General features: G+C 39.4%; 9 protein-coding genes and 1 riboswitch. Of the genes, 2 read left to right on the forward strand and 7 right to left on the reverse strand.

The features are described 5' to 3' along the window. Positions 1–25: 25 nt before the first annotated feature. From ACEW8O_RS19965 to ACEW8O_RS19980, 4 genes are all read right to left on the reverse strand, one after another. On the reverse strand, positions 26–874 hold the full coding sequence (locus tag ACEW8O_RS19965) for a hydroxymethylglutaryl-CoA lyase (RefSeq protein ID WP_373496390.1): 849 nt from the start codon (positions 872–874) through the stop codon (positions 26–28). A gap of 184 nt (positions 875–1,058) precedes the next feature. Continuing rightward, a complete protein-coding gene (gene metF / locus ACEW8O_RS19970) occupies positions 1,059–2,012 on the reverse strand; it encodes a methylenetetrahydrofolate reductase [NAD(P)H] (RefSeq protein ID WP_373496391.1) in 954 nt (317 codons plus the stop codon). Positions 2,013–2,015: 3 nt separating this feature from the next. After that, positions 2,016–4,724: a methionine synthase gene (gene metH / locus ACEW8O_RS19975; RefSeq protein ID WP_373496392.1), complete on the reverse strand. Its 2,709-nt coding sequence runs from the start codon at positions 4,722–4,724 to the stop codon at positions 2,016–2,018. Continuing rightward, positions 4,717–5,760 (reverse strand): homocysteine S-methyltransferase family protein, encoded by a 1,044-nt coding sequence (locus tag ACEW8O_RS19980; RefSeq protein WP_373496393.1) that lies wholly within the window; start codon positions 5,758–5,760, stop codon positions 4,717–4,719. Before ACEW8O_RS19980 ends, metH begins: the two co-directional genes overlap by 8 nt. A gap of 64 nt (positions 5,761–5,824) precedes the next feature. After that, a riboswitch (SAM riboswitch) is annotated at positions 5,825–5,926 on the reverse strand. 188 nt (positions 5,927–6,114) lie between these two features. Here ACEW8O_RS19980 and ACEW8O_RS19985 point away from each other — a divergent pair. After that, positions 6,115–6,672: a RidA family protein gene (locus tag ACEW8O_RS19985; RefSeq protein ID WP_373496394.1), complete on the forward strand. Its 558-nt coding sequence runs from the start codon at positions 6,115–6,117 to the stop codon at positions 6,670–6,672. Here ACEW8O_RS19985 and ACEW8O_RS19990 read toward each other — a convergent pair. From ACEW8O_RS19990 to ACEW8O_RS20000, 3 genes are all read right to left on the reverse strand, one after another. After that, positions 6,669–7,892: a hypothetical protein gene (locus tag ACEW8O_RS19990; RefSeq protein WP_373496395.1), complete on the reverse strand. Its 1,224-nt coding sequence runs from the start codon at positions 7,890–7,892 to the stop codon at positions 6,669–6,671. The two genes, ACEW8O_RS19985 and ACEW8O_RS19990, sit on opposite strands and share 4 nt — an antisense overlap. Before the next feature lie 146 nt (positions 7,893–8,038). Beyond that, positions 8,039–12,394, reverse strand: a complete 4,356-nt coding sequence (locus tag ACEW8O_RS19995; RefSeq protein WP_373496396.1) for a PAS domain S-box protein — start codon at positions 12,392–12,394, stop codon at positions 8,039–8,041. Between the two features lie 536 nt (positions 12,395–12,930). Beyond that, positions 12,931–13,131 carry a hypothetical protein gene (locus ACEW8O_RS20000; protein WP_373496397.1) on the reverse strand — a complete coding sequence of 67 codons (201 nt, stop codon included), beginning with the start codon at positions 13,129–13,131 and terminating at the stop codon, positions 12,931–12,933. Positions 13,132–13,346: 215 nt separating this feature from the next. Between ACEW8O_RS20000 and fmt the strand changes: the two genes are divergently transcribed. After that, positions 13,347–14,270: a methionyl-tRNA formyltransferase gene (fmt, locus tag ACEW8O_RS20005; protein ID WP_373496398.1), complete on the forward strand. Its 924-nt coding sequence runs from the start codon at positions 13,347–13,349 to the stop codon at positions 14,268–14,270. Positions 14,271–14,354: the final 84 nt, after the last annotated feature.

Below are 14,354 nucleotides of genomic sequence, written 5' to 3' on the forward strand. Positions count from 1 at the left end.
ATTAACGGTGATATTCATTGGTTGATCAGTGAAAAACCACATTGGCAAGTTTCATGGCTTCTGTGAATTCAATTTTATTCAGGTTGAGGGCAAAACCATTGTCTTCCAATATCGCAATCAAGGATTCGGTAGCTACATTTCCCACCAATTCATCTTCTGCAAATGGACATCCTCCAAATCCTTTGATGGCTCCGTCAAATCTTTTGCAACCGGCCTGAATTGCCGATGCAATCTTTGGTTTCAATAATTGTGGATTGGTATGTAAGTGGAGGCCGAATTCAATTTGAGGGAATTCAATCGAATTGACCGAATATAACTTGGAAATCAACTCAGGTGTGGCAGTACCGATGGTATCGGCAAATGAAATGATTTTGATTCCCAAATCATCCAAGTGATGAACAAACCTAGCCACCAACTCAGCCGAAAACGGATCTCCGTAGGGATTCCCAAATCCCATGCTCAGGTAAGTCACCAAAGTTTTACCTTTTATCTCGCAAAGGTTTTGGATTTCTTCCACTGTTTCCAATGCCTCACTGATGGATTTATTGGTATTTCTTTGCTGAAAAGTCTCCGATACCGAAAGCGGAAAACCCAGGTAATCAATTTCTTCAAAATGAAGTGCATCCTCGGCACCTCTCCTATTGGCAACAATACCCAACAGTTTGGATTTGGCATCAAACAAATCAAGTAGTGACAAAACCTCTTCCGTATCCCGCATTTGAGGCACCGCTTTTGGACTTACAAATGAGCCGAAATCAATGGTATCAAACCCAACCTGCAAAAGCTGATTGATATAAGCAGCCTTGATTGCGGTATCTATAAATCCACTCCGCCCCTGCATGGCATCCCTCGGGCATTCGATCAATTTAATCATGGCTCGAAATTAGGAATATGGGAGAAAAGGAACAAATGGAAGGAAAAAGACCATATTCAAATGGCCTCACACCCCTATTTTTTTAATTTTTGAATTCTTATCCGCCTTGGCGGATCCAACATCGAATGATGAACTATTCGCACGCAACCAATCTACAGTCAAGCAGGCCTTCCAATCTTCCAATCTAAAACACCTCCTTAGCAATCCTATACGTCGCATCTGCCTTACTCATGGTGTAATAATGCAAAACCCTTGTGCCATTCGATACAAGCTCCTTGCTTTGTTCTATAGCCCATTCTATCCCTACCTGCTTGACTTCTGCATTGGTCTTGCATTTTTCAAGTTCGTCCATTAGTGGATCAGGAAGATCTAAAAAGAAAGTCCTCGGAAGCATGGATATTTGTCCCAAAGTGGTAATTGGTTTCAATCCCGGAATAATCGGAACGGTAATTCCCAATTCCCTCACTTTTTTCTCAAATTCGAAGAATTTTTGGTTATCAAAAAACATCTGTGTAACAATATATTCGGCACCTGCATCGACTTTTTCTTTCAGAAATTTCAGGTCAAACTTCATACTCGGCGCTTCAAAATGTTTTTCAGGATATCCGGCCACTCCTACACAAAAGTCTGTGTGGAAACCCGTCTCAGTTTCTTCATGTAGGTATTTACCATGATTCATACCATATATTTGAGTGACGAGGTCTTTGGTATATTCATGGCCATTTGTCTCAGCTACAAATTTCCCCTCATTTTTTGGTGCATCACCTCTCAAGGCAAGTACATTTTGAACACCTATAAAATTGAGATCAATGAGGGCATTTTCTGTTTCCTCTTTGGAAAATCCGCCACAAAGCATATGGGGAACAGCCTCAACATTGAATCTGTGCATAATCGCCGCACAGATCCCAACTGTTCCCGGTCTTTTCTTGGTGCTGACTTTTTCGAGTAAACCATTGGGATGCTTTTTATAAATAAACTCTTCCCTATGGTAAGTCACATCCACAAAAGGTGGCTTGAATTCCATCAAGGGCTCAATTCCTGTCAACAACTCATTAAGGCTCTGCCCCTTCAATGGGGGTAGGATTTCAAATGAAAAAAGTGTTTTTTCAGATTGATCGATATATTCTGTTATTTTCATATATTATTTTTCCTGTATCTGTAATGAAGGGGAATATCCTAAATTCGGTGACAACCATCTTTCTGCCTGCGCTTTGCTCACTCCTTTTCTTTTGGCGTAATCTTCTACCTGATCCTCCCCTATTTTTCCCAATCCAAAATATTTGCTTTCGGGATGTCCAAAGTAAAATCCGCTTACCGAAGAAGTGGGATACATGGCATAGCTGTCTGTTAAAGTAATTCCGGTTTTATTCTCCACCTGAAGCAGGTCAAAAAGTGTCCTCTTTTCTGAATGTTCCGGACATGCAGGGTATCCCGGTGCTGGACGAATCCCCAAATACTCTTCTCTGATCAAAGAATCATTGTTGAGATTCTCATTTTTGGCATATCCCCATAGATCTTTTCTGACGACCTCATGCAGATATTCTGCACCTGCCTCGGCCAGTCTGTCTGCCAATGCTTTCAGCATAATATCATGGTAGTCATCATGTGTTTCTTGGAACTGTGCCAATTTAGCTTCAATCCCCCAACCAGCTGTGACAGCAAAGCCACCCAAATAATCAACCTTATCCGGATGGATATAATCCGCGAGAGAACGGTTGGGCACTCCTTTTCCTTTTTTGCCCTGTTGACGAAGGAAATGGAATTTAAAGGAAGTTTCTTTTCCATTATCCAGTACTGTTACATCATCCTCCTCTCTTTTCACAGGGAACAAACTGACAATAGCCCTAGCAGAAATCCATTTTTCTGCAATCAGCTCGTCCAACATGCTATTGGCATCAGCAAGCAGTTTTTTAGCTTCATTGCCAACAATGGGATCTTCCAAAATCTTGGGGTATTTGCCTGAAAGCATCCAGGTGCTGAAGAATGGCGTCCAATCTATATAATTCCGGAGAATGGACAGGTCCAATTCTTCCCAGACCTTTTCACCAAGTTGTTCTGGAACCAATGGTTCGTAATGCTCCCAATCGATGTAAACAGGATTGGCTTTGGCTTCTTCCAAAGTGGCCATTTGCTTGACCATTTGTTTTGCCTCATGTTCTATCCGAAGCTGTCTGTAGGTTTCTTTGATTTTGATTTTGTAATCAGACTTTGTCTCTTCACTGATCGCCTCACCTGCAATCGGCACCGACTTGGAAGCATCGGTCACATGCACCACAATCCCACTATACACCGGGTCTATTTTGACCGCTGTATGGATTCTTGATGTGGTAGCTCCACCAATCAACAATGGAATATCCATTCCCTGTCTTTCCATTTCCGAAGCTACGTTCACCATCTCATCCAAGGAAGGCGTAATCAACCCGCTTAGCCCTATGATATCCACCTGATTTTTGATGGCCTCATCAATGATTTTTTGGGCATCGACCATGACACCTAAATCAATAATTTGATAACTGTTGCAGGCCAGGACAACACCCACAATATTTTTACCAATATCATGCACATCCCCTTTGACCGTAGCCAAAAGGATTTTTTTGATGCTGCTCTGTTCCGAATTGTAATCAAGGTCTCCCACTTTGGGCATAAATGGCTCTAGATACGCCACTGCTTTTTTCATTACCCTGGCAGACTTCACCACTTGGGGAAGAAACATTTTGCCTTCTCCAAACAGATCCCCAACCACATTCATTCCATCCATCAATGGCCCTTCAATCACTTTCAATGGACTTTTATAAGCAATTCTTGCTTCTTCTGTATCTTCAATGACAAAGTCTATGATACCTTTGACCAAAGCATGTTCAATTCTTTTTTCGATGGGATCATTCCTCCATTCTTCATTGACCACTTCCTTTTTTCCGGATGCTTTGACAGTTTCGGCAAATGTCAGCAATGCCTCGGTCGCATCCTCATTTCTATCAAAAAGGACATCTTCGACTTTCTGCAAGAGATCTTTTGGAATATCATCATACACCTCCAGCATCGAAGGATTGACAATCCCCATATCCATTCCATTACGGATGGCATGATAAAGAAAAGCAGCGTGCATGGCCTCTCTCACAGGATCATTTCCCCTAAATGAGAAACTGACATTACTTACTCCTCCACTAACTTTGGCACCGGTAAGGTTCTGCTTGATCCATTGGGTGGCGTGAAAAAAGTCCAGGGCATTTTTCCTGTGCTCATCCATTCCGGTAGCTACCGGAAAAATATTGGGATCGAATATTATGTCATGAGGATTGAACCTGACTTCATTGACAAGGATGTCGTAGCTCCTTTTACAAATATCAATTCTCCGCTGATAGGTATCTGCCTGACCGGCTTCATCAAATGCCATGACCACCACAGCGGCGCCAAATTTTTTAATAGTCTTTGCCTGATGGGTAAATTCTTTTTCTCCGTTTTTCAAGCTGATGGAATTGACAATGCCTTTTCCCTGAACGCATTTCAAACCTTCCAGGATGATCTCCCACCTTGAGCTATCGATCATAATGGGAATTCGGCTGATTTCCGGTTCGGAGGCTATTAGGTTCAGGAATTTTTTCATGGCGACGACACCATCAAGCATCCCTTCATCCATACACACATCCAAAATCTGAGCTCCGCCCCTCACCTGATCCAATGCCACTTCCAAAGCCTCATCATAAAGTCCGTTCAGAATCAATCGGGCAAATTTCTTGGAGCCGGTTACATTGGTTCTTTCTCCTATGTTGACGAAATTGATTTCAGGAGTGAAAACCAAAGGCTCCAAACCTGAAAGTTTCATTACGTTATGTTTTTGGATTCTACTCATCTAATGTTGATACAAAATCAAGTTTTCTTGGGCTATATTTCTGTGCGGTCTGAGCTATTGCTGCAATATGTTCAGGCGTAGTGCCACAACATCCCCCCAAAATATTGATCAAACCATCTTTTAGGAATTCTTCTACTTGGGCTGCCATTTCTGTTGCGTCTTGGTCATACTGCCCAAACTCATTCGGAAGTCCAGCATTGGGATAGGCACTAACAAGGAATGGTGCATTATCTGCCAAGACTTTTAAATATGGTCTTAATTCTTTTGCACCCAAGGCACAATTTAATCCCACACTGAACAAGGGCACATGCGATACAGAAATTAAAAAAGCTTCTGTGGTCTGCCCTGACAATGTCCTGCCTGAAGCATCCGTGATGGTTCCTGAAATCATGATAGGAATCCCACCATCCTCCGGATTTAAAGGAATATTTCTTTCTTCAAACACCTCCTGAATGGCAAATAAAGCGGCTTTAGCATTTAGTGTATCAAAAATTGTCTCTACCAATAATATATCAGAACCTCCATCCAATAATCCCCGAACCTGTTCTTTATAAGCCTCCGAAAGCTGATCGAAAGTGATTGCCCTGTATCCTGGGTCATTGACATCAGGAGAAATTGAAGCTGTTCTATTGGTAGGGCCAAGAGCACCTGCTACAAATCTTGGTTTATCGGGGTTTTTGGCTGTAAATTCATCTGCTACTTCCCTGGCAATTTTGGCAGACTGGAAATTAATCCGGTATGCAAGATTCGAAAGTCCATAATCTTCCTGGGCAATTGAAGTACCGCTAAAAGTATTTGTTTCAATAATATCAGCACCCACTTCGAGATAAGCTGTATGTATTGCTTTGATAATGTCCGGCCTGGAAATGGAAAGTAAATCATTATTGCCTTTCAGGGGCTTTGGATGCCGGGCCAACTCAGGCGTTCTAAAATCCTCCTCGGACAATTTGTACCGCTGAATCATGGTACCCATGGCACCGTCAAGGATAAGGATTTTTTTATTTGCCAGGAAAATCAATTGCTCGCTTCTATTCATAATAATCTTCGAATAATAAAAGCTTATGCGAGCTAGAACCGGATGAAAAAGAGATTTTAACGTCCGCTCATCTTCTCCCGCCATTTGCGGAATGGGAATTAGCACCTTGTATTTTCAGGTTGCTAAGACGTCTCAGGGCCCTTCCCTCGGTCTTTCTCGATAAGCAATATCAAAGGTAATCCCAATTCTTCAATATTGTCAACTTTTTACTTAATTCTTCAATAAATCTATCATATTCCTATTGGATTCTATTTTTGATTGCCGATTAAATAAATCACCATCACACCTATTTGATTTACCGAATTGTACCCTTAATTTATGAATTCATTCAAAACCATTAATCTTTCTACTTATATGAAAAATCTTCTTTCAATTACCCTTTTGCTGATTTTAATCTCATGTTCTCAGCCTTCAAACGATCAAAACATTGAAACCCCGATTGCTGATTCGTGGGATGCCGAAAAGAGGGTTACAGAACTTGGATTAGAACTTCCCCAGCCTAGTTCCCCGGTGGCCAACTATGTAAATGCAGTAAGGACAGGAAATCTACTGTTTTTGTCAGGGAAAGGGCCAAATCTTCCTGAAGGAGGGTATGTTACTGGAAAAGTCGGTCTGGATCTGACCGTTGAAGAAGGAAAGGAAGCTGCAAGGTTGGTTGGCATCAGTCAATTGGCGGTATTAAAAGCAGAACTTGGAAACCTCAACAGGGTCAAAAGGGTGGTGAAAGTTTTGGGAATGGTCAACTGTGGACCGGAATTTACAGAGCAGCCACAGGTCATTAATGGTTTTTCTGATCTGATGGTGGAAGTTTTCGGAGAAAAAGGAAAGCACGCCCGTTCAGCTGTAGGGATGAACGCTTTGCCGTCAAATATAGCTGTTGAGATTGAGCTGATTGTTGAAATAGAAGATTAGGGCCTAACTCCTACACTGAACTGAAGATAAGGATTAGCCATATATTGGTACATTGAAAATTCTTCCAACCTGTAATTTGAAAGCGGGAGTTCATAACCTCCATGTACACCCAAAATAATCTTTGATGAGGAGTTTGAGGAAATAGGAATTCCATAAGAAAGGTAAATTTCAGGTTTTGCCATTAAACCTGCATTTCTCAAAAATCCATCATGTAGTGGCTCCTCAAATAGCCTTGGAAAATCAGGTTTTTCGTTTGATAAAAGACTGTACCTGATATTTGCAAAACCCAACCCACCTAAACCACCAAGTTCAAGATTTCTTCTTTCGAAAAATTTCATGCCCAAATTTGCATAAAACCTCAGGCTATTCAAAGTATGGCTTTTAGATTCATTCGCCTGACCTGCCAAGCCTAAATTATAAAAATCAAATCCATATAGAAATCCTTTAGATTCCCCTAATATTTTTAATGCCCAATTATTGGGCCTTCCTGTAAAAGGCTGAAGTCCGTTTTCTTCCAACTTCTTATTGAATCCCTCGGGTCTGGTAAAATGCATCCCGTATATCAGGTGGGCACCAAGCGAGGCATCTTTATAGAAATAATTGTGGTCGGGAAGGGAAATTCCCATACCAAGCCTGAAAAAAGCACCACTCTGAATACTACTGAAGCTAATGTCCTTCATATTCCAGGAATCTTCAAAAGGGCTGAATGAATATCCAAATCTCGCCAACAGCTCAAACGCCTCTTCTCTTCCCGGAATAGGAAGATCATAGGTCATTTGAAAGCCAATTTCGGTAAGAAAACCTGACATGTTCAGTGTACCCTTGTGCAAATTGCCTTCCCTTAGAATATAACCGTGTTCGGGATTCTGTAAGAATCCATTCAGGGAATTAACCTCATTTTCCCTTAACATTTGAAAATTTACAAAACCTGAACCAAACGACATGTAATGAATTAACTGGAAATTACCTTCCTCTGTAAAGGCAAAACCAACGTTTACATAAAATCTTGTGGTTTGATAATCTATTTCATAATTATTGAATTGTGATTTAAGTCCATGATTTTGAAATAATTCCACACCTAAGATAAAATCATTGAAACGGGTCAAATAGCCAACACTCAAATTGGAGTAGCTGTTTCGCATGGGAGTAAGCCCCTTATCTTCAAGCATTTTATTAAATTCCCTGAGGTTTGCACCCGTCTTTCCAAAAGTGGTGTACATAGTAGTTCTATTGGTCCTTTCAGACTGACCATGTAATGGGATGATACAAGAAAAAGAAAATATGATTAGGAGAAACGCTCTCATGAATTTCAATTTGATCCCAAATTTATTATTAAAAGCGTAATTGAACCTAAGTTTCATCAAAATTATGGCTCCAGAAATTTCAGAATTTTGGTGTAAAGATTGTCCGGATTGAAAGGCTTGGGTATATAGTCATCCATTCCTACTTTTTCCAATTGTTCTTTGACTTCAATCAATGATGATGCCGTAAGCGCAATGATCGGTATGTTTTTCTTTTTTGAATCTGGGAAAGACCTTACAAATTCAGCTACCTGAAAACCATCTTTATCCGGCATTTGCAGATCAAGTAAGATCAAATTGAAATCCTGCTTTTCAAATGCACTGATGGCTTCGTTTCCATCATTGGCCATCACAACCTCTCCAACCCCCCATTTTTTGAGGAATTTTTTGATCATGATCTGATTGACTAGATTGTCCTCAGCAACAAGAATTCTGGCATTTTGAAGGATCTTATATCCGTCTTCATTCCCTTTGGGTGAAAGTATATCATTTGACTTGGTCTTTTCAAAAATGATGGTAAAAGTAAACCTTGTTCCACCTTCCGGCCTATTGTATGCTTTGATTTTGGAACCAAAAAGCTCCACCAGTCTTTTGACAATGGCCAATCCAAGACCTGTTCCTCCATACTTTCTGGTAGTCGCAGTACTTGCTTGGGTAAAAGCCTCAAATACCAGGTCCAGTTTTTCTTTGGGAATTCCAATACCGGTGTCTTCAAAGTCAAACTTAATAGCAATAAAGTCCTTGTCTTCTTTTTCACCGGTCAGCCTGATTTTCACACTCCCCTGCTCTGTAAATTTAACTGCATTTGAAACAAGGTTATTGACTATCTGACCCAATCTGACAGGATCTCCTATCAGATTTTTTGGCAAATTCGGATCAGATTCAAATAAAATGTCAAGTGATTTTTCTCTGGCCTGATAAGAATAGGAATGTAAAATCCTGTGGAACACGTTATTTAGTTCAAAACTCACCTTTTCCAATTCAACCTTGCCTGAATCGATCTTACTGTAATCAAGGATATCATTGATCAGTCCAAGTAGATTTTCTGCAGAAAACTGAAGTGTTCTCAGATTTTCCAATTGATCCGGCCGAGGATTATCTTCAATCAGGAGATGGGACATTCCTATAACAGCATTCATTGGCGTCCTGATTTCATGGCTCATAATGGACAAAAACTGGGACTTGATATTGGAGGCCTGTTCGGCTTTTTCTTTTGCAAGAAAAAGCTCTTTTTGCGCCTCTTTCAACTTTGTAATATCCCTGGCAATCCCGGTGTAGTAAATCTGATTCCCCTCATCATCAGATACCAGTTTGCCATTTGAACTAAAAATCTTATAAAATCCTTCACGATGCCTGAGCTTGAATTCATGGTATTGGGTTTTTTGGAAGAAATCAGGTTCGTCCCGGCTTTTTTCAGCAAACCCGGTCAGATCCTCAGGATGTAGAAAATCGGTCAGTTTCTTACCCATTACATAATCAGGAGAATAACCCAAAAACTGCTTGACATTGGGAGATATATAGGTTATGGTCATGTCAAGTGCCAAAGAAAAAATGATCTCAGTTGATTCTTCGACCAACCTCCTGTATTTCTCCTCATTCTTTTTCAGGTCCTCTTTAGCCTGTTGCTCTTCGTTGATGTCTCTTAAAATACCAAGAGCATACTCTACCTCTCCTCCATAATTGATCGGTCTGACGGTAATCTCATATACCCGCTTTCTGAAAACAATGTGTTTTTGAACAATCTCATTTTTCAATAAAGCCTTGGTTACCAACGGCTGAATTTCATTCAGATTCTTTTTATGGACTTCTGATAAAGTCTTTCCTTCAAAGTCCGCAGATGTCATTCCCCAATCCACAAAGTTTGTCCCTTGCGCAACGATATATCTGAGGTCTCTATCAATAAGAAACACGCTAGTTCCCGGAATATTTGAAGCCAATACCCTGTATCGTTCCTGACTTCTCAGAATTTCCTCCCTGTTTATCTTTCTTTCTGTGATGTCCTGGATGATGCCCTCATGCATCAAAATTTTACCTTCTGAGTCATAAACCTCCCTGGTCCTGTCCTCCACCCATCTTACCGATCCGTCTGGTTTTTGTATCCTGTATTCCCCGGAAAAAGCCGGAATTCCCTCTTCTGATTTTTTTGAATTATGGAAATCCAACAACATGTCCACATCATCCGGATGGACCAGTTTTAGAATACTTGTTTTTGATTCTATCAGCTTTGGGGAGCTATAGCCGAACTGCCGGATATTATCAGATATATACATTATCCTGAAATTTTCATTCGGATCAACAGTGAATAGTACAGCAGGACTGTTTTCCACTATCATCTGCGCCTTTCTTGCTATTGCTTCCTGTTTAACCTGAATGGATAGGTTTCTGATGATAAAAGAATATCCTATTTCCTCCTGATCATCATTGAGGAAATGCTGAACGGTCACTTCATGAAGTTCCGCCTCACCCCCACCTGACCTCAGGTCCATCTGTTCTCTAAAACTTTCCTCTGGTCCCAATGATTTCAGAGATTCTTCAATTCTTCTGCCTCCGGGGATAAGAAATTCAAACAGGTCTGTGATTTTACCTTCATATTTCTCATCATCGTTTATCTGGCATTCCTTTAGACCTGCCCTATTGATATAAATGATATTAAAGTCATTATCTGTCACAAAGATCGGGTCACTGACCTGTGCCAGAATTTGCGACTGAAGTTTGAGATAGTTTTCAGCATCCCTTTTGTGGGTGATATCAGTGCAATACCCAAATACCTCTACTTCCTCGCTTTCGGTAGATCTTCTGACCTGAATACTGTAATTGATGTACTTTTCCTTGCCCACTTTGGTATTTGTAGAAAAAGTCCCTGTCGAAGAACTTAGCCTATTAATCGCCTCATGGAAATTTTCCAAAAAATCGATTCTATCTTTCTTGGATATCTTGGTGATAAACTGCGAAAAGCTGGCGGAATCCACTTCATCTTCCAGATCAAAAATCCGCTTCAAACCATTGGAAAAAAAAAGTCTCTTTTTGGAATTACTATATCTCCAAGAGCCCGATTTTGCCAAAATCTCTGTAGAAGCCAATAACTTTTCATTTCGATCTAAACTTCTTTTTATGGCTCTGTTGATAAAACTGCCGGCATAAATATCACCAAGTTGCCTTAGTACATATTCATCTTTTTCGTGCCAATCCCTCTTTTCACGAACTGCATCAAGGCCAAAAAAACCTATTAATCTGTTTTCTGAAAATATAGGGATCAATACGAATGATTTGATACCCTGTTGTTGATATACTGCTCTTTCCTGCGCAAATTTTTCCGCCATAAGGTCCACATCAGGTACCACCAAAATATCACCTTTGGTCAAACTCTCAATGGTAAGGTCATCCTCCTTAAATGGAATATTCTTTAAATACTGTATTTGAGGGTCTATGCCTTTTCCGGACCATTCATAGACATTTTCGATTTCATGAAGATCTTGGTGGACCAAAAAAATGTAAGATCTATCCGCCTTTTCAAATTCACCGAGCATTTTTAAGGACAATCTGAAAACGTTGTCAATTTCATCAAAATCTGCATTTACAAATTTTGCGGAAATCCTGTTGATCAGGTTTTCAAGTTCAAACCTTTTTTGGAGTGACTTTTTGGCTTTATAATATTCCGTGACATCCCTAGCGCTGAAAAGAATACCTTCAACCAATGGATCATCAAGAAGGTTTTTGGAGTAGCTCTCGATAAAAACCTGCTTACCATCGGGTTTATTTATCCAAAAGTTGATATTAACCTCTTTATCTGATAAAAAAACATCTTGAAGATTGCCTTCTTCAATCACAATAATTCCCCGATCAACAAACTCTTTATAGCTTTTACCAATGACTTTCGATGGCTCAACTCCAAGTTTATCAATGATCGCTGAACTAATGAATTTATATATACCATCCTTATCGAGGATTGCCAGCATATCATGGCTATGCATCAATATACTCTCAGCCAAATGTAAATCCCTAAATGTTTTTAAGGATCGATTTCCACTTTTATTATTCTTGGGGAGGCTCTCAAAAGAAGGGTCAAACTTATGGATTTTCCCAACACAGATTAATTTTTCTTTGTCGTTCGAAAATCCAATAAAGTTCCAATGGTATTTTATTTTACCTCCATTGACTTGCTCCAGCTCAGAAAAAATTTCAATATTCGGTAAAGATCCATTTTCGAAATATCCGTCCAACATTTCATGGGACTGATTTTCCCTGATCACTTCCTTCCAAAGTGTCGGTAATTTGATAAAATTGGCTTTGAAGTATTGATTAATCAGGTCAATACCCTGTTTGGTAATGACCATCACAGGATCTTTTAATTGATCAAAAAAAGACCTTAAGTCAAAGTTTTCCTCTCTACTCATACCTGGCAAATAAAAACTATGATGCATATTATTTTTGCATCTTATATCATGGGTGATATTTTCAGGCAATATACTATTTATGAAACGGAATAATAATCAAATTATAAACAAAAACAATCAACATGTTAATATTTAAATTCTATCTGGATTTACTATTAATATCCACTCATTCTGTGCTAGGCCAATCCGAGGGGGAAAATAAAAAACCTATTTTCTGGCATGATGTCCCGGATTGAATAGCTTTCAGAGCAGAAAAACTAAAACTTGAGGAACATCTTGAAACAGGGTATAAAGTGAAGATAGTGTCAAGTATTCATAATTATTTAACTATATCACTATTAAATAGCATAAATAAGTAATCAAAATTAAAAAATACCCTCTATTGGGTATTTTTTAAGTAATTTAATTAAGTACATTTGAATACTTTGTAGAGTTTCTCTATATAAGTGTTTAAGTTCAAATAAGGGTTAGTCCCAACAATTAAAGGTCTCTGCTGTTTGCAGAGACTTTTTTTGCATTAAAAAAGGCCTGCGTTTCGGCAGGCCTTTTATTTTAATTTTTTTTTAATTTGAGGGAGTTTCCTCTACCTCTACAGAAGTCGAATCAATTTCGATTTCAATCACTTCTACTTCTTCAACTTCAACTTCAGGAGCAGTTTCTTCAACAGGAGTAACTTCAGCTTCAGATTCTTCAGTTGTTTTGTTGCCACAAGATGCCAATAGGGCTGTTGCGGCAAGCGTCATCGCAAGGATGGTCTTTTTCATAATTGATGATTTTTTTAAGTCCTCACCGGACAATTATATATGCATAAAATGTGTGCCAATTTTTATAAATATTTCATTTCACTAAAAATATATTTTTATTTTTAGTAGAACTTTAAAACACTAAGAGTCAGTGATTTTATAGTCCATTTGATTATGATAAACATATCAATTTAAGTGGAATTTGTTGAGACCATTAAGAAGCGTAATTTTGGTCGATGAATAAAGACCTGAGGATTGTGTATATGGGAACCCCGGACTTTGCGGTTCCTTCATTAGAGCTATTAGTAAAAGAGGGCTGGAATGTGGTTGCTGTGATTACTGCACCTGACCGACCAAAAGGAAGAGGACAAAAACTCATTCCATCCCCTGTTAAGGAAACAGCCCTCAGACATCAAATTCCGGTACTTCAACCAACCAATCTGAAGTCCGATGAATTTTTGGAAGAACTCAAAGGATACCAAGCGGACATTCAGGTGGTCGTAGCTTTCAGAATGTTGCCCGAAGTCGTTTGGAATATGCCACCACTTGGTACATTTAATCTCCATGCATCCCTATTACCAAACTACCGGGGGGCGGCTCCTATCAATTGGGCCATCATAAATGCAGAAAAGGAAACCGGTGTGACCACCTTTTTTCTCAAGCATGAAATTGATACGGGAAGTATTATTTTTCAGGAAAAAGAACCAATTTATCCTGAGGACAATGTGGGCACTCTTTATGAACGGTTGATGAAAAAGGGTGCATCATTGGTTTTGAAAACAATTGAAGCTGTGGCCGGAGGTAATGTTACCACCGAACCACAAACAGATAGTGGAAATCTCCAACATGCTCCTAAAATCTTTAAAGAAACCTGTGAAATAGACTGGAACATGTCTGCTGAAGAAATCCATAATTTTGTAAGAGGTCTTTCGCCATACCCTGCTGCTTGGACCAAATTCCAAGAGAAAATATGTAAAATCTTCAAAACTGAAGTATCAGATAAAGTCCTTTCTAATCTAAACACAGGAGAGTTTCTTTCTGATGGCAAGACAAATTTGTTTTTTCAAACAGGAAAGGGCAATCTTAAAATCCTTGAGCTACAATTAGAAGGAAAAAAGCGAATGGGGATAGAAGAATTTTTAAGGGGAAATAAAGTTTGACCTATCAAAAATTAATATTGCAGATCTTACCATGAATATTTGTTTATAGACTCAAAAAAAAGGAAAAAGAATTTGAAAACCCCG

Source organism: Aquiflexum sp. (assembly GCF_041749095.1).
Classification (GTDB): Bacteria; Bacteroidota; Bacteroidia; order Cytophagales; family Cyclobacteriaceae; genus Aquiflexum.

Coding starts and splice junctions, on each gene's coding strand:
- ACEW8O_RS19990 (WP_373496395.1), bottom strand. CDS start 7,892: ATGTACACCACTTTTGGAAAGACGGGTGCAAACCTCAGGGAATTTAAT.
- ACEW8O_RS19965 (WP_373496390.1), bottom strand. CDS start 874: ATGATTAAATTGATCGAATGCCCGAGGGATGCCATGCAGGGGCGGAGT.
- ACEW8O_RS19985 (WP_373496394.1), top strand. CDS start 6,115: ATGAAAAATCTTCTTTCAATTACCCTTTTGCTGATTTTAATCTCATGT.
- ACEW8O_RS20000 (WP_373496397.1), bottom strand. CDS start 13,131: ATGAAAAAGACCATCCTTGCGATGACGCTTGCCGCAACAGCCCTATTG.
- fmt (WP_373496398.1), top strand. CDS start 13,347: ATGAATAAAGACCTGAGGATTGTGTATATGGGAACCCCGGACTTTGCG.
- metF (WP_373496391.1), bottom strand. CDS start 2,012: ATGAAAATAACAGAATATATCGATCAATCTGAAAAAACACTTTTTTCA.
- metH (WP_373496392.1), bottom strand. CDS start 4,724: ATGAGTAGAATCCAAAAACATAACGTAATGAAACTTTCAGGTTTGGAG.
- ACEW8O_RS19980 (WP_373496393.1), bottom strand. CDS start 5,760: ATGAATAGAAGCGAGCAATTGATTTTCCTGGCAAATAAAAAAATCCTT.
- ACEW8O_RS19995 (WP_373496396.1), bottom strand. CDS start 12,394: ATGCATCATAGTTTTTATTTGCCAGGTATGAGTAGAGAGGAAAACTTT.